The sequence below is a fragment of the Mangrovibacterium marinum genome, assembly GCF_003046625.1.
Classification (GTDB): Bacteria; Bacteroidota; Bacteroidia; order Bacteroidales; family Prolixibacteraceae; genus Mangrovibacterium; species Mangrovibacterium marinum.
On the sequence record NZ_QAAD01000007.1, the window covers coordinates 24,203 to 45,751 of the forward strand.

The window sequence follows — 21,549 nt, forward strand, 5'->3', positions numbered from 1 at the left end:
AGCGAAGTTAAGCGGAAGCGGAACTGTCGTCGGGGTTGCTGTGGTGACAACAGTTAAATTTCATAAAATGAGCCGATAACAGGAAGTAGACCTCCCGATTTAGCGATTCGGCTTTCAGGAAATGGAATGAGCGGTTGTTGTGCCATTCGGCTAAAAGGTCGCTGCGTGTTCCGGCAAACACCAAGCCCGAGAAAAGCTTGTCGGCGCCGTGGATTAAGCGGAATGTGCTGGCCGGGTTAACACAGAACTCGGGTGTTGAAATAATATTTTGCGATGATTCAGAATGGCTTAGCGGGCTTTTTTCAATTGTTGAGCCTTGATGGTAAGCGTCAAACAATACGGCCGACAAAACCACAGCCAAGCCGAGCAGCAGGCGGTAAACGGTTTTGCGGTTCATGTATTTTCTGACTTTCATCGGATCGGTTTTGTGTTTAGCAGGGATTACCCTCTCAAAATTTTATTCAACAGCTGGCAAATATATTCATTTTTAGGAAAACAGTATGCCTGGTCAATCTATTTTAAAACAGATTTTTTGGCTATCGCAAAATAGGTTTGGTTTGAAAGCGAATGGATTTGGCCAGATAGTCGATTTGGCATCCGTAGTTGGCCAGTACATCACTCCCCAACAGGCCGGCCACTTGTTTGTTGTGGTAGCGCTGGTAAATCTCGTTGACGTGTTTCAGGTCGATCAGGGCAACTTTCAGGTTTCTGATTTTCACCTGTCCGAATTGAATTTTGGCGATGTTGCCCACTTTGGTATCGACCATCCCTTCGTTGATGCCCGCACTTTGGTACTTTTGGCGCGATGTACTTTGCACCAGGCTGAAGTATTGCTCCTGGTTGCAGTCGAAGACGGTTTTGGAGGCTCCGGTGTCGACAATCCACCAGGCTTGGTCGCCGTTCCACAGGCGGCTTTTCAGCATCAGGTGGAAGTTGTGCTCTTCCAGTTCGACAATTTCCAGCGGTAGCTCAATGGTTTTGCGGAACAGTTTTTTCATTCAATCAGCTTTCATCCTTGTTTGAAAGGCTAAAGATAGTTGGATTTTTGGATTCCCCGGGGGTTGGCTGAGCGCTGCGAATGAATGGAAAAAGAAAATGCCACTGCGTGGGCAATGGCATTTTCAGTATGGTGAAATTAATTCGTTCGACCTACAACAAGCCGTTTACTTTTTTCACAGCTTCTGCACTTTCAGCAAATTTTGCTTTTTCAGCATCAGAAAGCTCGATTTCAACGATTTTTTCAATTCCGTTTTTACCCAACACACAAGGTACGCCCAACGAAATGTCCGATTGGCCATATTCGCCATCCAGCAAAGCCGAGCAAGGGAACATTTTTTGAGAGTCGAGTGCAATTGCACGAACCAGCTCCGATACGGCTGCTCCCGGAGCATACCAGGCACTTGTTCCCAGTAACTTGGTCAGGGTTGCACCGCCCACTTTTGTCGCTTCCACAACTTCTGCCATTTTTTCGGCTGAAAGGAATTCGGAAACAGGTACGCTGTTGCGAACTGCTTTTTCAATCAACGGAACCATGCCCGTGTCGGAGTGAGCACCGATAACCATGGCCGATACATCTGATTGGGGACAATCCAACGCTTCGGCAATACGATATTTGAAGCGAGCGCTGTCCAGAGCACCACCCATACCGATAATGCGGTTTTTAGGCAGGCCTGTGGCTTTGTGAGCCAGGTAAGCCATGGTGTCCATGGGGTTACTAACAACAATCAAAATAACGTTTGGCGAGTATTTGATCAGGTTTTCGGAAACTGTTTTCACAATTCCGGCATTGATCCCGATCAACTCTTCACGAGTCATACCCGGTTTACGAGGAATACCGCTGGTGATCACTGCTACATCGCTACCAGCTGTTTTCGAATAATCGTTTGTAGTGCCGGTAACTTTGGTGTCAAAACCATTTAACGATGCTGTTTGCATCAGGTCCATGGCTTTTCCTTCAGCAAAGCCTTCTTTGATGTCGATTAATACAACTTCGTCTGCAAAATCCTTAATCGCAATATATTCAGCGCAACTTGCACCAACCGCACCAGCACCGACTACAGTAACTTTCATAACGTAAATATTTTGGTATTTGAATTTCTAAATAGGCTAACAAAGATAAAATCTTTTGTGGTTTGGCCATCCTTTTTAACTTTCTTTTATACACCCCGATGCCGTTCTTCTGTCAACTTGTTGCACAAAAGTTGCACATTGCTGTAAAAATGAAAACGACGGCTGCCAATTTGCCTGTTACAGTTGGTTTTTGATGTCGGAGATTAATCTTTTTGCTAATTGCTCGGCTTTGTCGGGCGAGGTCGATTCGGCATAGATGCGAATGATTGGTTCGGTATTGGATTTGCGCAGATGCACCCACTCGTCGGCAAAATCGATTTTTACACCGTCGACGGTACTCACTTGTTCTTTCGCATATAGTTGCTCTATTTTCGATAAAATCAGGTCGACATTAATCTCGGGAGTCAGTTCAATTTTATTTTTCGAAATGAAGTAGTCGGGGTACGTTTTGCGCAGTTCTGAACATTTCAAACCCGATTTTGCCAGTTGTGTCAGGAACAGGGCAATGCCAACCAGGGCATCGCGGCCGTTGTGGCTGGCCGGATAGATGACTCCGCCGTTTCCTTCCCCACCGATCACCGCATTTGTTGCCTTCATAGCGGTAACAACATTCACTTCGCCAACGGCTGATGCGGTGTAACTGCCACCATGTTTCCCGGTGATCACCCGCAATGCCCGGGATGAGGACATGTTCGACACCGTATTGCCCGGGGTTTGCGAAAGCACGTAATCGGCCACAGCCACGAGTGTATATTCCTCATTGAACATGCTGCCGTCTTCGCTGATGATAGACAAGCGATCCACGTCAGGGTCTACGACGAAGCATACATCAACCTGTTTTTCCTTCACAATGGCACAGGTCTCAATCAGGTTTTCAGGGAGTGGCTCGGGAACGTGTGCAAACAGTCCGGTCGGTTCTTCGTTGATGGACACAATGTTTTTCACGCCCAAGGCTTCCAGCAAAGCCGGAATGGCGATTCCACCCACCGAGTTCACGGCATCAAAGGCAACCGAGAAGTTGGCTGCTTTGACTGCTTCCACATCAACCAGGTCCAACGCCAGAACCTGACGAACATGTTCTGCGGTGTAGTCTTTTTCAATCATGCAGCCCAAATCGTCAACGTCGGCAAACGAGAAGCTCTCCTCTTCGGCATATTTTAAAATGGTAGCTCCGTCGGCTGCAGAAATGAATTCACCCTTTGCGTTCAGAAGTTTCAGTGCATTCCATTGTTTGGGGTTGTGGCTGGCTGTCAGGATGATCCCGCCGTCGGCTTGCTCGCCTGTTACGGCAATCTCGGTTGTTGGGGTCGTTGCCAGGCCCAGGTTCACCACGTCGATTCCCATTCCCGACAGGGTGGCACAAACCAGGGCATTCACCATTTCGCCACTGATACGGGCATCGCGGCCCACTACTACTTTACATTTCTTCTCGCCGGAAACGCCTTGCAGCCACGTGGCGTAAGAAGCCGTAAATTTCACCACGTCGAGTGGCGAAAGACCTTCTCCGGGTTTTCCGCCAATGGTGCCGCGGATGCCGGAAATAGATTTTATTAAAGTCATATCTGTTATTTTGTATGTTTTGGGTGATTACATAAAATGAAGATAACTGTCAACCAGGCTTGAGAAGTCCTGGTTTTCGCCGTATGTTTTAATATTGTTGATGAGCTCCCGATCGTTGAACGAACGAAGGCGATGGATACAATGATCGATGACCGTTGGAGGGAACACCTGGTCGGTTTCGAACTCGGCGCGGAAGTGTTCCAACTTGTTGGCAGCCTCGGCGCACGAGGAGGGCAGAAAGGCGAAGGGCTGGGCATCGGCTTGTTCAAACAGGTTGGTGTCGGTTTTTAGTTCGTCCGCGTTTTTGATCGATTCGCTGCTTAACAGACCATCGAGGATGCTCATGATCAGGGCTGCGGAAAGCAGATAGGGGTTGGCCGATCCGTCGGCGCCGCGGTACTCGAGGGTTTGCCGCGACGATAAGTCCACCGAGGTCTCGGGCTGGTGATTGGCATGCGCCGAGAGCGATTCGGGGCGGTTCCAGCCCAGCGGCACACGGATCAGGGTCGACCGGTTTTGCATGCCCCAGCAAATTTGGTTGGGCGTTTGCTGGCCTTCCATCAGGCGCAGGTACGACACCGGTGTTGGATTGGCAAAGGCACAAACTGCCGGAGCCAGCTTCAGCAGTCCACCAATCATTTTCAGGCTGGTGGTGGTTAGCATTTGCTGATCCATGAGTATGTTTTTGCCGGCGTGTTCAACCAGAAAATGAATGTGCAGGCCGCTGCCCGGTTGGTTTAGCGCAATTTTGGGGATGAAGGTGACGTTCACCTGATATTTCAGTCCCAGCATTCGCAGGATCCATTTGGCGACGGCCAGTTGGTCGGCAGCATCTTCCGGATCGCTGACGGAAAATTCAATTTCGTGTTGCTCGTATAATTTCCGGTTATGGATGAAGTTTCCGGTTTCGGCATGCCCAAAACGAACTTTTCCGCCGCATCTGGCAATCAGTTTCAACGCCTCAACGCGAAGCTTTTCGTGAGCGGAATAGGGCTCGCCGCTTTGGTAGCCGTTTTCGGCAATCACCGTCTGTTTGTCAATATCGCTAATTACATAGTATTCCAGCTCGGCCATCATCTTAATGGTCATTCCGGTTGATTTGTGAAACTGGTTGCGGGCTTTTTGCAGGATATATACCGGAGAGCTTTGCAAAGGCTCCCCATCGGGGCCGTAAAACGAGCAGAGGATCTCGAGCGAGGGGATCGTTGAAAACGGATTATGAAAGGCCGTTTTATAGCGCGGTATCAGGTACAGGTCGCTGTGGTTGGCCGGTAAAAATGAGAAGATGCTGCTGCCATCGACTCGCTCGCCGGAGGAGAGGAGCATATCCAGTTGTTCGAAGCTGGTGACCATGAAGTTGATGGTTTTCAGCTTTCCGTCTTCGGCAGTGTAGCGGAAGTTTACCATTTCAATTTGTCGTTCCTCGATGTAACGAATCAGATCATCTTTGGTGAATTCGTGAGCCGGTTTTTGCAGGTACTGGACTAGTGGGTTTGGGTTTATGAGCATGATATGGTTAAATTATATCCGAATCAAAAATACGTAGTTTTTAGCGTTTTTGTGATGTTGAAAACGAAAAAAGCCTTCCGCATGGCAGAAGGCTTTGAATAATATCGGAAGGGTTATGTCTTATTTCAGCTTCGCAATTTGTTCTTCCAGAACTTTGATTTTGGCCTCGGCATCGGCTTGTTTGGCGCGTTCTTTCGCCACAACGGCTTCGGGAGCACCGCTCACGAAACGTTCGTTGCTTAGTTTGCCCATCACCGATTTCAGGAAGCCTTTGGTATATTTCAGCTCTTCTTCCAGCTTTTTCAGTTCTTCTTCTACATCCACCAGCTCGCCCAGCGGAATGAAAAAAGTTGATGACTTGACCAGGAACGAACCGGCTCCGCCGACTTCTTCGCTCACTTCGGTATAAGCTGAAAGGTTCCCCAACTTGCTCACCACGGCATTCAATTCAGCATTGTATCCTTTGTCGCCCGGCATTACGGCCAGTTCAAGGCTATCCTTGTTGGCAATGTTGTTTTTTGTGCGGATGTTGCGGATGCCGGAAATAACATCTTTGGCATCTTCGAACTTTTGCAGGAAAGCAGCGTCGTAACCAGTTGATTTCGGCCAGCTGCTGATCATGATACTTTCGCCTTCTTTCCGTTCCTTCAGGTATTGCCAGATTTCTTCGCTCACGAATGGCATAAACGGATGGATGAAACGCAACACCTCGTCGAAGATGTCAATCAATTCGGCGTAAGTTTTTCCGTCGATCGGTTGTTGGTAAGCCGGTTTTACCAGCTCGAGCAACCAGCCTGAGAACTCGTCGCGAACAGCCGTGTAGGCATTCATCAGCGCATCCGAAATGCGGAACTTGTCGAAGTGGCTGTCTGTTTGTTCCACAATCTGGCTGAACTTCTGACGGAACCATTCGATGGCAATTTTTGAATGTTCCGGTTGAGGGATCGTTTGGTCAACGTCCCATCCTTTAATCAGGCGGAACGAGTTCCATAGCTTGGTTACGAAACCGGCGCCTTGTTGCGGCAGGCTTTCGTCGAACAGCAAATCGCCACCGGCAGGCGAGCAAAGCATCATGCCCACACGAACACCGTCGGCGCCGTAGTTGGCAATCAGGTCGAGCGGATCGGGCGAGTTACCCAGCTGCTTCGACATTTTGCGGCCCAACTTGTCGCGCACAATACCGGTAAAGTACACGTTCTTGAAGCAAGGCTCCTGGCGGTACTCGTAACCCGAAACGATCATTCGGGCCACCCAGAAGAAAATAATATCCGGTCCGGTAACCAGGTCGTTGGTCGGGTAATAATATTGAATTTCTTTATTTTCGGGATTGTTGATACCATCGAAAACGGAGATTGGCCACAACCAGCTTGAGAACCAGGTGTCCAGGCAATCTTCGTCCTGACGCAAATCTTCCAGTTTCAGCTCCGGTTGTTTTTCCTGTGCCAGTTCCAGCGCTTTTTCTGCGGTCTCGGCAACAACGAAGGTGCCGTTGGGCAAGTAGTAAGCCGGAATCTGGTGTCCCCACCACAATTGGCGCGAGATGTTCCAGTCGCGAACGTTCTCCATCCAGTGGCGGTAGGTGTTTTTGAATTTCTCGGGAACAAATTTGATGATGTCGTCCATTACGGCGCTCAAAGCAGGTTTCGCCAGGTCTTCCATTTTCAGGAACCATTGGGTTGAAAGCTTTGGCTCGATCGGCACGCCGGTACGCTCCGAGCAGCCTACGTTATTGGTGTAGGCTTCGGTTTTTTCCATCAGGTCCTTGTCGAGCAATTCCTGCTCAATTTCTTTCCGTACATCAAAGCGGTCTTTGCCGTCGTAATGAAGGCCGTGCTCATTCAATGTACCGTTGTCGTTGAAAATGTCGATACTTTCGAGTTGGTATTTTTCACCCAACATATAGTCATTCACATCGTGAGCGGGGGTAACTTTCAAACAACCGGTACCGAATTCCATATCCACGTACTCGTCCTCGATAACCGGAACTACGCGGTTTACAATCGGAACAATTAATTTCTTTCCGCGAAAACGCGCAGTTTTTTCATCATTGGGGTTTACACAAACGGCCACGTCTCCAAAAATCGTCTCAGGACGGGTTGTTGCCACAACCGCAAAATCGTCCTCACCCTCTACCTTGTATTTCAGGTAATACAGTTTGCCGGTTTGCTCCTTGTAAATCACTTCCTCGTCCGACAGCGCTGTTTTGGCCGCCGGATCCCAGTTTACCATGCGAACACCGCGGTAAATCAGGTCTTTTTTATACAGGTCGACAAATACTTTAATAACCGATTCGCTGCGCTTTTCGTCCATGGTGAAACAAGTGCGGTCCCAGTCGCACGAAGCGCCCAGTTTTTTCAACTGCTCCAGGATGATGCCACCATGTTTGTGGGTCCATTCCCAGGCGTGTTCCAAAAACTCTTCACGAGTCAGGTCGGTTTTCGAGATTCCTTCGTCTTTCAGTTTGGCAACCACTTTGGCTTCGGTGGCAATGGAAGCGTGGTCGGTTCCCGGCACCCAGCAGGCATTTTTGCCCAACATCCGTGCACGACGGGTCAGGATGTCCTGAATGGTATTGTTAAGCATGTGCCCCATGTGCAGCACGCCGGTTACGTTTGGCGGCGGAATAACAATCGTGTATGGTTCGCGTTCGTCGGGAACAGAGTGGAAAAAACGCTGATCCATCCAATACTTATACCATTTGTCTTCAACTTCGGCCGGATTATACTTGCTAGGAATCTCCATCGTATCTATTAATTGTGTATTTCGATTGAATTTATTTGAGGCTGCAAAAATATAAAAGTTTGACGAATATGAGGTTATCTACAGGGCACTTAAAATAGAATTGAAGTAGTTGGTTGAACTGCAACTTTTCCGGTGCTGTTCTGTTAGACAAGGCAAAAGTCAAAAGTCAAAAGTAAAGCTATTCCCCGGTGTTCGCGAATGCAAGTAGAACGCTTCTTTCCCGATTGACGATAAATGACAATAGATGACCATGAATGACCATTTCCCTGCTCCTCGTTTAAGCGATGCCGAAATCTTCGACCTGCTGGAAGAAAAGACGCGGCAATATAACTGTCCGGATTTTATTGAGACTGATCCGATACAGATTCCGCGGCAGTTTGCGCAAAAGGAGAATATTGAGCTGGCCGGTTTCCTGGCCGCAACCATCGCCTGGGGGCAGCGGGCAACGATCATTAAAAACGGAAAATGGCTGATGGAGGCGATGGATCATGATCCGTATGCCTTTCTTTTAAATACGTCGGAAGATGAATGGCTGCATTTCGAGGGGTTCAAGCATCGCACATTTAATGGGGTGGATTGCCGGTACTTTTTGCGATCGTTGAAGAATATTTACGAGAATCACGGCGGGCTGGAAGCGGTTTTTACCAACGGATTTCGAAAGGACGAGTCGGTTGCAGGTGCTTTGCGCTATTTTCGCAAGGTGTTTTTTGAAGTGGCAGGGGAGAGCCGCACCCAAAAGCATGTTGCCAACATCGATAAAAATGCTTCGGCCAAACGTTTGAATATGTACCTGCGCTGGATGGTGCGCCGGGATGATGCCGGGGTGGACTTTGGTATTTGGAAGGACATTCCCATGTCGGCGCTTTTGCTGCCGCTGGATGTGCACACCAGCAAACAAGCCCGCCAGCTGGGCTTGCTGGAGCGCAAACAGGATGACTGGAAAGCGGTGCTGGAAGTGAGTAATCGCCTGTGCCAATTCGACCCGAACGACCCGATTAAATACGACTTTGCACTATTTGGCTTGGGGGCCTTTCCGCAGGAACCTGCCGATCCGGACTAGGATTTTTTTAACCCTGGCAGGATCTTCTGAAATGGTTTTCGATATGTTAAGAATTACAAATCGATTAAATAGCCTGATTTATTTTTTAATTTTGCGGGTCGTATATTAATCCGTAAAAGCAGATGAAGAAAGTTATCCTTTCGTTCCTGAAATACTATTTGTTCTGGCTGTTGTTTCTCACAGCCTTCAAAGTTCTTTTTGTTGTTTATAATTATCCGCAGGTGGCCAATTTGCCGGCTGCCGACTTCTGGGGAATCTTCACCCATGGTATTGTCATGGATTTGTCGGTCGCCGGCTACTTCAGTATGATTCCCGGGCTAATTTTCAGCCTGGGCTTTGTGGCAGGCAGTCGGTTCAGTACGCAGCTTTTGAAATATTATACCTTGCTGGCCCTGGCTTTTTTAACCGTGCTGGGCTTAACCGATGCCGGCCTTTATCCGGCTTGGGGAACCCGCCTGAATGCCCAGTTTTTAATGTACCTGGAAACTCCCGGTGGAATTTATGCCTCCATGGCCTGGTGGCAGCTAATCCTTTTTCCGCTGATGACCGTGGTCATTGTATGGCTGGCCTTCAAGGCTTATAACTGGTGGCTGTCGGGCGAAAAGCTGGCTGCTATGCACCTGAAATGGTGGGCGATTCCGGTCATGCTGTTCCTGACGGCAGCGCTGATAATTCCCATTCGCGGAGGGTTGGACCGTGCGCCGATGAACCACAGTAATGTGTATTTTAGCAATAGCCTCGAAGCCAATCAATTTGCCTATAACTACTTCTGGAACTTTATGCACGATGTGCTGAAGAATAAGAAGGCTCAGGTTGAAGTGCATTATATGTCCGACGAGGAAGCAACGGCCATTTTGGAAGCCGATGATAAGATGAATGTTGAGGCGCCGCAGATTATTCAGCCTGTTGCCGGGAAGCCAACCAATATCATCCTGGTGTTTCTGGAGAGCTTCTCCAATAAAGTGATTGAACCGTTGGGCGGACTGCCCGAGGTCACTCCCCGGCTGAATGAATTTTGTCGTGAGGGCATCGCTTTTAAATCGTTCTTTGCCACCGGGCGTCGATCCGACAAGGGTATGTCGGCCTTAATTGGTGGTCGCCCCTCCGATATGAGCCGTACCACGGTGCTGGCCTTTCCCGATAAAATGAGTAAGCTCGACTATTTCCCGAAATACCTGGCCAGCCAAGGGTACAATATGTCGTTTTATTATGGTGGCGATGTTAACTTTTACAACACCCGGGCGGTGATGATTCAGTCGGGGATTGACAAAATTATTTCGAAATCAGACTTCCCGCTCGAAACCGGCCTGAAACAAAAATGGGGCGTGCCCGATGAGTTTCTTTATGCCCGGATGTTCGACGACCTGAAGCAGGAGAAAGAACCCTTCTTCAGCATGGTTTATAACATTAGCAGTCACGAGCCTTTCGATATTGAAGGTTACCGGAAATTTCCAACCAATAATACAGCAAACAAGTACCTCAATGTGGTGTCGTATGCCGACAGCTGCCTGGGGGTATTTATCGATTCGCTGAAACAAACAAGCCTTTGGGAGCATAGTCTGGTGGTGATTACTGCCGACCATACCTCGCTGGAGCCCGGGCCAACCAACATTACCGAGCCGGGCAGCTACCGCATTCCGCTCATTCTCGTCGGCGGGGTGGTGAAACAACATCTCCTGTCCGATCGTTTCGGAAATCAGAACGATCTGGCTCCAATGTTGCTCAAACAGCTTGGATTACACCATAAAAAGGACTTACTTTCGAAAGACTTTCTGACGGACAATAATTATGCTTTCTATTTCAACGGGCAGGGCTGGGGATTTATGGCTCCCGAGGCCGGTTGGTTTTTGAATACGAATACCGGAAAGCAGGATTTCTTCTATAATAATGCTCCGGCGAAGGTCGATTCGCTGATGCATTTTGCAAAAGCTTATGTGCAGTATTTGCACGACGGACATCTTCAAGAGTAGTTAGAAGACATGAAGCGAACTTATCAGTTTATTGTCAATCCGGTTGCCGGACCTAAAAATAACGTTCGGTATTTTAAGGCGCTGAAGGCGGTGTTGAATCAACGCGGCATTGCTTTCGACAGCCAAAAAACCAAACGAGCAGGTCATGCTACCGAGTTGGTGAAGAAACTGCTGGGGCAGCAAACGGGCATCATTGTGTCGGTGGGGGGCGACGGAACATTTAACGAAGCAGCCTCCGCGCTGGTCGGAACCGACCAACAGATGGCGCACATCCCCCGAGGCTCGGGCAATGGCCTGGCACGCATGCTGAAAATTCCCAATAAGATTGACCGGATTGGCGACTACCTGGAATGGGGGAAAGCAAAAGCAATTGACGTGGGGAAAATTGGCAATCATAACTTCTTCTGCACCTGTGGCTTTGGCTTCGATGCCCTGATCGCTCATCATTTCGATGGAAGCGAAAAGCGGGGACTGAAAGGTTATGTGCACTATGTGGCCAAGTCGTTTTTTCGATTCAAGGGTGTTGAGGCACAGTTCGCTCTGGATGGCAAAGCCTACCAGGGACGGTACTTTACGGTAACCATTGCCAATGCCAATCAGTACGGTAATGATGCTTTTATTGCACCCTCGGCTGAGTTGGAAGATGGCCTTTTGAATGTGACCATGATTAAACCGTTCCCGGTGTGGTATGCTCCGGTTTTGGCCGTCGCTTTGTTCGGAAACTGGATCGACAAGGCACGTTATGTGGAAACCTGCAAGGTGCGCGAAGTCGAGATCCGATCGCTCTCTCAGCCATATTTTCATGCCGACGGAGATGTTTATCAACTGCAATTGCCGGCAAAGATCACCGTTCAGCCACAGGCTTTAAACTTGCTGGTGCCTTCCTTGTAGTTTCAGAAGCTCTCCTTTCTTCTTTGGCAAAAATTTGTCTGCCCCCTTATTGTTTGTGTTTGAATTATCGTTAAATTAGTTGACTGTTAGTCTGCTGCAAATGGTTATCACTATTTATGGAGCCTGGCAAAAATCACGAATTCAATCACTAATTCTCAGAAAAAATGAAAAATCTACTTTGCGTATTGGTCTGCCTGGTTGGTTTGCAGCTTGCTCAAGCCCAAAAAACTGAACTCGGGCTGAATCTGGAGGTTGGTCACAGCTACACCACCCAATCGGTGTCGGTTGGCACAATAAGTCAGGAAATGATGGGACAGGACATCCAGATCGACCTGGAGGTTGTCGCTGCTATGTCCTTTAAGGTGTTGGAGGAGTCGGCCGCCGGCTACAAGCTCGATGTGCAATATACATCGATGGTGATGAAAATGAAGATGCCGCAGATGGAGAAAACTTTTAGCTCGGAAACTCCCGAGGCGGCAGATCCGTTGTCGGGCATGCTGGCAAAAATGACCGACAAAAGCTTTCAGCTGGTTTTGAGTAAAAAAGGAGAAGTGCTCGGCGTGAAAGACCTGGATGTGTTGATGAATGAGGCGATCGATGCCTTGGGCGATTTACCTGAGGCTCAAAAGCAACAGCTTCAGAAGCAGCTAGGCGATAGTTACGGCGAGAATGCCTTTCGCGGCAATATGGGCAGTATGCTCACCATCTTTCCGGCCAAGCCTGTGGCCGTTGGCGAAAGCTGGAGCTCGGAGCTGAAGCTGGATGCCGGTATGGCCATGAATCTGGCTATGACCTATACGTACGATGGCGAGCAGGGCGACTACTACCTGGTGTCGGGACAAGGCAGCTTGTCAACTCCTGAGTTGGGAGCAACGGTCGAAAGCAATGGCATGGCCATGTCGTTTGAAATGACCGGGAGCATGAGCTCGCACCTGAAGATTGATAAAAAGACCGGCTGGGTGATGGCCGGTACGGCAGAACAAACGATTGACGGGAAAGCAACAATCGCCGGTAACGATCAGATGCCCGAGGGAATGGAAATTCCGATGAAGATGAAAACAACAACAAGTTATACCGGTCATTAGGCCATCGCCGGAACAAGGAAAAAGCGGCAATCGACCCTAAGGTTTTTTGCCGCTTTTAGCATTCCTTTCTTAAGCGTTTTTAATTTCGTTTCAATGATAACAAATCAGCAACGTTTTCCCAAGGAATCAGTTTGAAATTTTGTGCAGCAGCTTTGCCTTCTTCGTTGTTGTAGCCATCCTGTACAACCAGCAGGCCATGCTTGAAGTCCGCATTCAGGTAGGTGCTGAACAGGTCAATACCGTCGGTTTCTTCAACGCCGTCCACCTTGCCATCGGTAATGCGGAAACTGCCCAGGTAGTTGTGTGGTGCTTTCCGCTCGTAAACTGCATAGCTGTAATTGCCTTGGCTCGAAGCCAGCAGATAGCCTTGTCCGTCCGGCAGGTAGTAAATCGATAGGCCTTCAAGGTCGTAGGCAATATTCTCATTGTCCGCCTCGCTCGATTGAGCCAGTTTTGTGCCTTTCGTGCTCGCATCGGGTTCGGCATCAAATTTCCAGATACCATCGTTTTCGGCGCCCACGAAAAGCAGCCCGTTTTGGTCGTCGGCAATCATGCCTTCAACCTGTGTATTTAGGTTGAAGCTGCGCACTGGTTTGGCGTCGATCATGGTGCCCGAAGCAAACAGTTCCCATTGTTCAACTTCGCCTTCTTTACTATTCATATAAGCAAAAATGGTTTGGCTCGAAGGGCTTTTGTACAAGGCAAAACCATAAACTTCGCCCTTCATTGTTGTGTGAATCAAACGGGCAGCGATGTTGGTCAGCTGCCCACCCGCGCTAATTTTATATATCGAAAGGCTTTGGCTGCTTCGGTTCGTTGCGCAAACCAGGTCGATGGTGTCCCTATTCAGTACAAAACCGGAACGAACATCCACATTATTCATGTTGCCGTCGGGGTAATAGTGCAGTTGTGCGCCTTGCAGGTTATAAACGGCCAGGCCTCCTTTTTTGTCGGTCCCAATGATGCAGGCATCCGTTGAATCGTTGGGGTTCACCCAAATTGCCGGGTCGTCGGCAGCATCTTCGCTAACCGGTTGAGGCATTGGTGTGGTTTCGAAAAGGGCGGTTGTTGTGAGTGTAATTTTTTTTGCTTTTTCGGCCGAACCTTCGCTGGCTCGCTGGCACGAAAAGCTGATTGTGAGCACTGTTGCCAGGCCAAGCAGTTGGTATGTTAATACAAATGGTTTCATGGTGTTGTGTTTTCAGCAATAAAATATAGTTATTAAATGGAGGATTGAAAATGCCTGCCCCCCAAAACGGACAGACATTTCGGGCTGTTTAATTAGAAATCGAATTTCAGGCCTACATTAAACCGCAGATCGTAGTATTCGGCTTGCATGGTGTATTTCGATTCACCCTGATAGTAGCGCAGGGGTTGATCCAGGATGTTATTTGCTTCGGCATAGAGGCGGAGTTTCTTGTTGAATGCATAGCTGGCGTTCACATCCAGGTGGCTTACCTTGTCGTAATAGCGATCTTCAAAAGCTTCGCTGCCAAATTCGTCGATGAAATCGCTGGCGTAGTTAAACGAAACACGGGCCGAAAGCTTCGGCCCCTCGTAGTATACGGAGGCGTTAAAGGTATTTTCGGGTGTTCCCGGAAGTGTTACATCGTCTTCGTTATGTCCTTCAATTTGGAAGTTGTTAACCGTTGATTTGGTATAGGTGTAATTGGTGTAGAACCCCATTTGTTTGAGGAAACCCGGCAGAAAGTCGAACTGACGCTGGAAGGACGCTTCCAGGCCGTACAAGTTCGCATCGCCCGCATTGATGGGCTGGGTGAATTTATCCCAGATGTTGTTCAGATAGCTGTAGTCTTCCTGGCTGCGATCAACAATGAAGTCGTTGATATCCTTGAAGAAAACGCCGGCCGAGAACATTCCAACCGAGCTGTAATAGTGTTCAAACATCAGGTCGAAGTTCATCGATGTTGTTGGATCTAACCCGGGGTTGCCGATGTTCAGTTCGTTATCCTCACGGTTTGTTTCAACAGCCGGAACCAGATCAAAGTAACGGGGACGAGCAATGGTGTTGGTCCAGCCAAACTTGATTTGTGTGTTTTTGCTGAATTGATATTTAAACATCAGTGAGGGCAGGATGTTGGTATAACTGCTTTTTACCCGGGGCGTTTTATCCAAGCTCTCAAAGTCGCCGTCCTCATTCAGGGTGATGGCGTAACCTTCGTATTTTAAGTGGGTATTCTCCAGGCGAAGGCCGGCAACCAGATCCATATTGCCGAAGCTTCGGTCGTAACGGATGTAGCCGGCTGTCACATCCTCGCTGGCATCGAAGTTCCCGGCTAATTCTTCCGGATCCTGATCTTTGTCGAACGAGGATGAGTTATTCAGATTCAAGTCCGCAACAAAACCTTTGGTAACAAAAGTTCCGGCAACGTAATCACCGGCGCGGTAGTCGCTCTTGGTTTGCATTTTGGTATTGGCTACAGCCGCGGCTACAAAAGCATCTTCATCGGTTGGCTCGTAGGCGTAGAAGTCGTTGTCGCGCAACTTCGATTTGCCTTTATACTTGGCGCCAAAACGCAATACGTTCGATTTGCTGCTTTCGGCCAGCGGCAATTTGAAATCAACTTTAAATGCCTTATCAATATCTTCGGTGTACTGATGTTCTTCGCTCAGCTCATCAAATGCCCAGTTGGGATTGAAATCGCGCGCATCAGCATTGTTGACAAGCACCTGTGGTTTTTCGGTATCTGTTAAGTCTTGGTCAATGTCAACATGTTTATAAACGAAGTTCAGATAGCGTTCGTTGGGACGGTCTTCATTGGCCTTCGAATAGGACGCTTGCCATTTAGCTTCGAGTGCTCCCAGTTGGTGATCTCCTTTCAGGGCGATGTGCCAGGTACGTTGATCTTCCAGACGGGCATTTTTGTTGGTGCCGGCTTTTACTTCACGCTCAATTTTGGAGTCCCCGGCTTCGTCTAAATCTTTGTATACAACGCGGAACCGGTTTTCCCAGTCGTTGCGGTGATTGTACATTACTTTTGCTTCAATCTTGTGAGAGGGATTGAATGCATAGTCGAAGGCTGCCGAATAGCTCTGACGCAAGCGTTGTACCCAGTAAGTGCGCACTTGCAGTTCGGTCATAATTAGGCCATTGTCGCTCTGATCCCATTCTGCTTCCAGGTCGTCGGCGCCCAGTTTGTTGTTCTGACGCGATCCGGCCAGCGTCATCCCCAGTTTGTTGTTGAAGAAGCGGTCGGCATACAAGAGCGAGATGTTTTCGGTTGCTTCCTCCGAGAGCATACTGTAGCTTGTTCCGATTGTTCCGCTGATGCGTCGGGCGTAGGGATTCGATTTGGTGACCAGATTTACCGATCCGCCAATCGCATCGGCATCCATATCCGATGTGACTACTTTGTTTACTTCAATGCTCTGCACCATGTCCGAGGGGATGAGGTCGAGCTGAATGGCACGCGTCTCCGCTTCGGCCGAGGGAATACGGTCTCCGTCAACAGTTACGGAGTTGTATTCGGGAGAGGCTCCGCGGATTGAGCCGAAGCGAGCTTCGCCCATGTCGTACTGCACGCTGATTCCGGGAATCCGTTTCAAGGCATCGCCAACATTGGCATCCGGGAAACGACCAACCTGATCGGCTGAGATCACATTTGTAATATTGATATTGTTTTTCTGTTGGTTTAATGCTTTGGACTGGCCTTGTAACGATCCGTTGACAACAACTTCATTCAGGTCGATGCCGGCCTTCAGGTAGAAGTTCATGGTGCTGGTTTTACCGATTTCAACAGGAACCTTTTCCGCTGTTTCGGTGAAGCCAATGTAGCTAACAGTAAGTTCAAAAGTGCCGGCCGGGAGCTTGACGAACCGGTAAAAACCGTTTACATCGGAAACAACGCCTTGGTTAAGGCTTTTAATGAAAATGGTGGCGCCGGGTAAAGGTAATTTATCCTGATCCAGAACGCGGCCGGTTATAATGCCGTAGTTGCTAGGTATGTCCTCATCGTTTTCGGTTGTTGCAAAAATAGTCTGATTTATACTTAACGAAAAAAAGAAAATCAGAAAAAGAAATTTCCAGTTCATTGTGATGTATTTTGGTTATGATGAGCGCAAAAGTAGGGGGCTGTCGGGGCAGGGGATGTTAGCCTTTTGTTAGCGAATTGCTAAAGCTTTGTTTGGTAGTCGCGACTTTAAATTGGTGTTTTAGTGACCATTGGTGCTTTTGGTGTTTATTAGGAAATCATTAAGCAGTCTCGGTTTGTATTATCGTAATATTAAGTGATTGAGTCTAATTTATTGAAAGCGTAGGTGATATGATTTGAAGGGAGGTGGTGTTTTTGTGTAAATTGTATTTTAACAAAATGTTGCAGAAGTGTTGCATTGAAATTGCAGAGCAGATAAGAGAATGTTTTAATTTTATTTAGCGTATTGCAGAGCGATTAGCAGTCCGGAAAATCGGGATTCGGGAGCCGGTAAAAGGTAGATTACGATTGGTTGATGCTGTTCGAAGGATGAAAGTTGAATGGGGGTGCTATTATGGTTGTTGCCTTGTTGGATATTGCGGCGGGAAGGACATTCAGACCAATGAATAAGGTCGTCAGATTCCGGCCATCGATCATGGGCACTCCAACGAAGAAATGCGAAAAGCTATTGCGCTTTGGGGGCAAAGTTCGGATGCGGCCAGGTTGTCCGGAAGCTGATCGTAGTCGAAGAGGGCGATTCCTTAGATCTCGGCTTTATTGACTTTTAAAGGTATGGTTTGCAACGAATCGGGAGAAGCAGCGCTGTTTGCTGCATTTTGAGATTCAAGTTTGTTGGGTTGTTGAGCATTGCTTTCGGCGAAGGAACGACGGTTAAGCATGGCGTAAACAACCAAGCAAGCTAAAAATGCCAGAATATAGTAATCTCTTTTCTTCATAACATGATTTCGAATGAAACGCCGCTGCGTTCAATTTTTCGGGGGGCAAAAGTAGGAAATACTCGTAATCAGCAAATAAAAGCTGGTAAAAAATCGGTTGCCGAACATTGTTAATTAAAGTTTGAATAACAAGCCTTGCATAACGGCTTGATAGCGAGAGTTTGTGTTGTTCTTTAAGGTGCTGGGCAAATGTGTCAGAATTGTTAAATTTACCGCCGATGAAGCTCTTGCTGCCCGTGGCAGAGCAGAAGAGGGCGAAAAATTATTGATTTGAAGGATCGAAAATGGGACGAAATAACTTTTTTCAGTTTAAGCAATTTAAAATCGTTCAGGAAAAGGCAGCCATGAAGGTCGGCATCGACGGGGTGCTGTTGGGAGCCTGGGCCAGGATGGATGCAGAACGCCATATTCTGGATGTGGGCACCGGCACGGGTTTGTTGGCCTTGATGGCGGCTCAGCGAACTGCTGCTTTTGTTGATGCGGTGGAAATTGAGGCCGATGCAGCCCACGAAGCCCGGGATAATTTCAACCAATCGCTCTGGACGGAACGTTTGCGTTTGTTTGTAACGGCTTTTCAGGATTTCGACGCCGACAAAAAGTATGATCACATCATCGCCAATCCGCCCTTTTTCGATCATCAGAAAACACCCAAGTCGGGCGATGCCAAACGAGCTACGGCTCGCCATGCCGATTGTTTGTCCATCGAGGAACTATTGGCTAAAGCAGTAGCGCTGTTGAGCGACAGCGGGCGCATCAGCCTGATTTTGCCGGCCGACCAGGAGGAACGTTTGCGTGCAGCAGCGCGTCATGTTAAGCTGTATGTGAATCGTTGTGCTAAAGTGTTTCCCGACGAAACACGGCCGGCTCATCGTATTTTGGTGGAGTTGTCGGCCGAAAGCGGATTGGCATTTTTAGAGAGCATCTACATCCGCAAGCGCGAAACCGGCGATTATACCGAGCAGTACCGGCAGTTGACCAGCGATTTTTACCTGGCCTTTTAAGCCCGATCGGGATCGGATATTGTTGACTGTTTCATTTTGTCGCTAAACCGGCGTATGGCATCCTGGTTAATGCGAACCGTTGTCTTGGTTGTGCCGGTCATCTTTTTGACCAGGAAACGTTCCACAAAATTCATCTTTTCAAAATAAAAAGCTCCGCCCATAATCGCTTCGGCCTTGGCATGCCGGTGTAAGGCCTCGGGAAAGGCATTTCGCAGTTGCACTTCCGCTTGCACGCCCTTGTACATGCAGCAGATATACAGTCCCAGTTCTTTTTGGGTAAGCTTGTCCAGGTTGCGTTCGCAAAAGCTCCGAAGTTCTTTCTGGATTTTCCCCGCATGGATGGAGCCTCCCAGGATGATCCGATCGTAATCGTCGAGGCGGACACGGGGCTTGTTTTTGAGGTTGATTAAATCGACTTCTCCGCCCAGCTTTACCGCTATGCGGTGGGCCACATTAATGGTGCAGCCGTGCGTTGATAGATACAGGATGGCAGTTTTCATGGAAAGGTTTTCTTTAAAAATACAATATTTGTCGGAAACAATGTGCCCCCTTACCGGTTTAGTACTCAATTAACAACTGTAAAGAATTTGAATAAGATAGCTATGTCCGTTTTAGAAAAAATCAATATCTTTGCAGCCCAAATTATTGAGCCATGACAATGGAGTTTAAACCAGACATTCAATTGGATGAGACCTTTTACAAGGTTCAGGAGGTCAGAAAACTAACAGAAGAAGCATTTTCAATTCGTTTGCCACGCAGTCGTTTTAAATATCATGCGGGACAGCACGTCTCGTTGGGTATTCACGGCGACTATCAAAGTCGCGAGTATTCGATTTACAGTGGCGAGAACGACGAATGCCTCGAAGTATTGGTGAAGGAAGTGAAGGATGGTTACTTTTCACCCAAACTGAGCAAACTAAAGGTAGGCGATTTGGTGGAGGTGAGTGGTCCGTTCGGTAAATTTAGGATCGACGAGAAGAAAATTGCCGATCACAAGTTTGTGTTTATTGCCAGCGGTACCGGTATTGCGCCCTTCCGCAGTATGGTGCGCACGCATCCGCAGCTGGATTATACCTTGATTCACGGTGTGCGCTACGGCAGCGAAGCCTACGATAAGCAGGAATATGCAGCCGATCGGCATATTCTGTGTACTTCGGGCGACAGAAGCGGCCAGGTGCACGGGCGGTTAACCACTTATCTGGCTGATGCGACTTTCGAAAAGAACACCCAGTTCTACCTTTGCGGAAACAGTAACATGATTTTTGATGCGATAGAAATTCTGAAAAACAAAGGTTTCGATCGCGATCAGATTCATTGTGAAGTATATTTTTAAGAAGAGTCGGGAGTAACGAGACGCGAGTCTTGAGTTTTACTGCTCTTGGATTTTTGGAATTTGAAACCTGGAATTTTACAAATGAAATACCATTTAATTACATTGGGCTGCCAGATGAATATTTCCGATAGCGAGCGCGTTGCGGCGGTGTTGGAAAGTATGGGCTACCAGCGGACGGATAACGAGGAAGAAGCCAATTTGTTAGGCATGTTGGCCTGCTCGGTGCGGCAAAAGCCCATCGACAAGGTGTATAACAAGATTGCCCAATGGAATAAAGCCAAGAATAAGCGCAACCTGATCACTTTTTTGTCGGGCTGTGTGCTGGCTGCCGATAAGGAGAAATTGCTGAAACAGTTCGACATCATTTTTCCGATGAGCGAACTGAGCCAGTTCCCGGATATGATCCGCAGTTACGGAGTGGTAAATGCGCATTCGCTGAAGATGGAAGAGCCCAAGCCGGTGATGCCCAAGAATGAGCATATTGTCGACCTGTGGCAGATCAAACCCAAATATCAATCAACCTACGAAGCTTTTGTGCCCATTCAGAATGGCTGCGATAAGTTTTGTACCTATTGTGCGGTGCCCTATACCCGTGGTCGCGAGGTGTCGCGTCCGTCGGCTGATATTGTCGATGAAGTTCGCCACCTGGTGAACCAGGGCTATAAGTCGATTACCTTACTGGGGCAAAATGTGAACTCGTACGGACTGGACAAGAAAGGCGAGGAAGTTTCGTTTGCCGACCTGCTGCGTCAGATTGGTGAATACGGTAAGGCCTCGGGCGAGGAGTTTTGGGTTTATTTCACCTCGCCACACCCGCAGGATATGACCCGCGAGGTGATCGAAGTGATTGCCGAATATCCTTGTTTGGCCAAACAAATTCACCTGCCCATGCAAAGTGGCGACGAGAAGGTGTTGATTAAGATGAACCGAAAACACTCGATGGATAAATACCGCGGCATTGTGGACGATATTCGCGAATTGTTGCCAACAGCGACTTTGTTTACCGACATTATTGTTGGTTTCACTGGCGAGGGCGACAAGGAGTATCAGAACACCGTGGCTGCTTTCCACGAGTTCAAATTTAATATGGCTTACATTGCGATGTACTCGCCGCGCCCGGGAGCTGCCAGCTACCGTTGGGACGATGAGGTGTCGCAGGATGTGAAAAAAGAGCGTTACCACGATTTGTCGGAGGTAATGAAAATTTATACCCGCGAGTACAACGAAAGTATGGTTGGTAAAACAGTTCGCCTGTTGGTGAATGGCTCCGACCGGAAAACAGGCCACTCCATGGGCTTGACGGAAGGAAAGATTCAGGTGCGTTTGGATCGCAAAGCACCGGAGTTGATGGGACAAATTGTCGATGTGAAGATTACTTCAGCGGCAGATTTTTCGATGAGTGGGGAATTGGTACTTCAGGAAGAAACGGTGAAATAGAAG

General features: G+C 48.3%; 17 protein-coding genes. 7 read left to right on the forward strand and 10 right to left on the reverse strand.

Going from position 1 to position 21,549, the window contains the following annotated elements; all coding sequences use genetic code 11:
* Window positions 1–7 precede the first annotated feature (7 nt).
* The 6 genes from C8N47_RS08155 to C8N47_RS08180 all read right to left on the reverse strand — a co-directional run bounded on the left by C8N47_RS08155 (window position 8) and on the right by C8N47_RS08180 (window position 7,881).
* Window positions 8–415, reverse strand: a complete 408-nt coding sequence (locus C8N47_RS08155) for a hypothetical protein (RefSeq protein ID WP_107822061.1) — start codon at window positions 413–415, stop codon at window positions 8–10.
* A 121-nt stretch (window positions 416–536) separates the two neighbouring features.
* Window positions 537–998: an aspartyl protease family protein gene (locus C8N47_RS08160; RefSeq protein WP_107822062.1), complete on the reverse strand. Its 462-nt coding sequence runs from the start codon at window positions 996–998 to the stop codon at window positions 537–539.
* 151 nt (window positions 999–1,149) lie between these two features.
* Window positions 1,150–2,070 carry a malate dehydrogenase gene (gene mdh / locus C8N47_RS08165; protein WP_107822063.1) on the reverse strand — a complete coding sequence of 307 codons (921 nt, stop codon included), beginning with the start codon at window positions 2,068–2,070 and terminating at the stop codon, window positions 1,150–1,152.
* A gap of 177 nt (window positions 2,071–2,247) precedes the next feature.
* Window positions 2,248–3,630: a phosphoglucosamine mutase gene (gene glmM, locus C8N47_RS08170; RefSeq protein WP_107822064.1), complete on the reverse strand. Its 1,383-nt coding sequence runs from the start codon at window positions 3,628–3,630 to the stop codon at window positions 2,248–2,250.
* Window positions 3,631–3,657: 27 nt separating this feature from the next.
* Entirely contained in the window at window positions 3,658–5,139 is a 1,482-nt protein-coding gene (locus C8N47_RS08175; RefSeq protein ID WP_107822065.1) for a glutamine synthetase family protein, read from the reverse strand.
* A gap of 120 nt (window positions 5,140–5,259) precedes the next feature.
* Window positions 5,260–7,881, reverse strand: coding sequence for a valine--tRNA ligase (locus C8N47_RS08180; RefSeq protein ID WP_107822066.1), 2,622 nt, complete (start codon window positions 7,879–7,881; stop codon window positions 5,260–5,262).
* Between the two features lie 250 nt (window positions 7,882–8,131).
* Here C8N47_RS08180 and C8N47_RS08185 point away from each other — a divergent pair, with 250 nt between their 5' ends.
* The 4 genes from C8N47_RS08185 to C8N47_RS08200 all read left to right on the forward strand — a co-directional run bounded on the left by C8N47_RS08185 (window position 8,132) and on the right by C8N47_RS08200 (window position 12,887).
* The gene (locus tag C8N47_RS08185; RefSeq protein ID WP_107822244.1) at window positions 8,132–8,941 is read left to right on the forward strand and encodes a TIGR02757 family protein; all 810 of its coding nucleotides are present in this window, start codon (window positions 8,132–8,134) and stop codon (window positions 8,939–8,941) included.
* Window positions 8,942–9,063: 122 nt separating this feature from the next.
* A complete protein-coding gene (locus C8N47_RS08190; RefSeq protein ID WP_107822067.1) occupies window positions 9,064–10,911 on the forward strand; it encodes an LTA synthase family protein in 1,848 nt (615 codons plus the stop codon).
* 9 nt (window positions 10,912–10,920) lie between these two features.
* Window positions 10,921–11,802 (forward strand): diacylglycerol/lipid kinase family protein, encoded by an 882-nt coding sequence (locus C8N47_RS08195; RefSeq protein ID WP_107822068.1) that lies wholly within the window; start codon window positions 10,921–10,923, stop codon window positions 11,800–11,802.
* Between the two features lie 164 nt (window positions 11,803–11,966).
* The gene (locus tag C8N47_RS08200) at window positions 11,967–12,887 is read left to right on the forward strand and encodes a DUF6263 family protein (RefSeq protein ID WP_146161470.1); all 921 of its coding nucleotides are present in this window, start codon (window positions 11,967–11,969) and stop codon (window positions 12,885–12,887) included.
* Window positions 12,888–12,966: 79 nt separating this feature from the next.
* Here C8N47_RS08200 and C8N47_RS08205 read toward each other — a convergent pair whose 3' ends face one another.
* From C8N47_RS08205 to C8N47_RS08215, 3 genes are all read right to left on the reverse strand, one after another.
* Complete coding sequence (locus C8N47_RS08205) at window positions 12,967–14,076, reverse strand: phytase (RefSeq protein ID WP_107822070.1); 1,110 nt, start codon at window positions 14,074–14,076, stop codon at window positions 12,967–12,969.
* Window positions 14,077–14,168: 92 nt separating this feature from the next.
* Entirely contained in the window at window positions 14,169–16,940 is a 2,772-nt protein-coding gene (locus tag C8N47_RS08210) for a TonB-dependent receptor (protein WP_107822071.1), read from the reverse strand.
* A 640-nt stretch (window positions 16,941–17,580) separates the two neighbouring features.
* A complete protein-coding gene (locus tag C8N47_RS08215; protein WP_107822072.1) occupies window positions 17,581–17,775 on the reverse strand; it encodes a hypothetical protein in 195 nt (64 codons plus the stop codon).
* Between the two features lie 284 nt (window positions 17,776–18,059).
* Here C8N47_RS08215 and C8N47_RS08220 point away from each other — a divergent pair, with 284 nt between their 5' ends.
* Window positions 18,060–18,776: a tRNA1(Val) (adenine(37)-N6)-methyltransferase gene (locus C8N47_RS08220; protein WP_107822073.1), complete on the forward strand. Its 717-nt coding sequence runs from the start codon at window positions 18,060–18,062 to the stop codon at window positions 18,774–18,776.
* Here C8N47_RS08220 and C8N47_RS08225 read toward each other — a convergent pair.
* Complete coding sequence (locus C8N47_RS08225; protein WP_107822074.1) at window positions 18,773–19,276, reverse strand: flavodoxin domain-containing protein; 504 nt, start codon at window positions 19,274–19,276, stop codon at window positions 18,773–18,775. The two genes, C8N47_RS08220 and C8N47_RS08225, sit on opposite strands and share 4 nt — an antisense overlap.
* Window positions 19,277–19,428: 152 nt before the next feature.
* Between C8N47_RS08225 and C8N47_RS08230 the strand changes: the two genes are divergently transcribed.
* Both C8N47_RS08230 and miaB read left to right on the forward strand, forming a co-directional pair.
* The gene (locus tag C8N47_RS08230) at window positions 19,429–20,109 is read left to right on the forward strand and encodes a ferredoxin--NADP reductase (protein ID WP_107822075.1); all 681 of its coding nucleotides are present in this window, start codon (window positions 19,429–19,431) and stop codon (window positions 20,107–20,109) included.
* Between the two features lie 81 nt (window positions 20,110–20,190).
* Window positions 20,191–21,546 (forward strand): tRNA (N6-isopentenyl adenosine(37)-C2)-methylthiotransferase MiaB, encoded by a 1,356-nt coding sequence (gene miaB, locus C8N47_RS08235; RefSeq protein ID WP_107822076.1) that lies wholly within the window; start codon window positions 20,191–20,193, stop codon window positions 21,544–21,546.
* Window positions 21,547–21,549 lie beyond the last annotated feature (3 nt).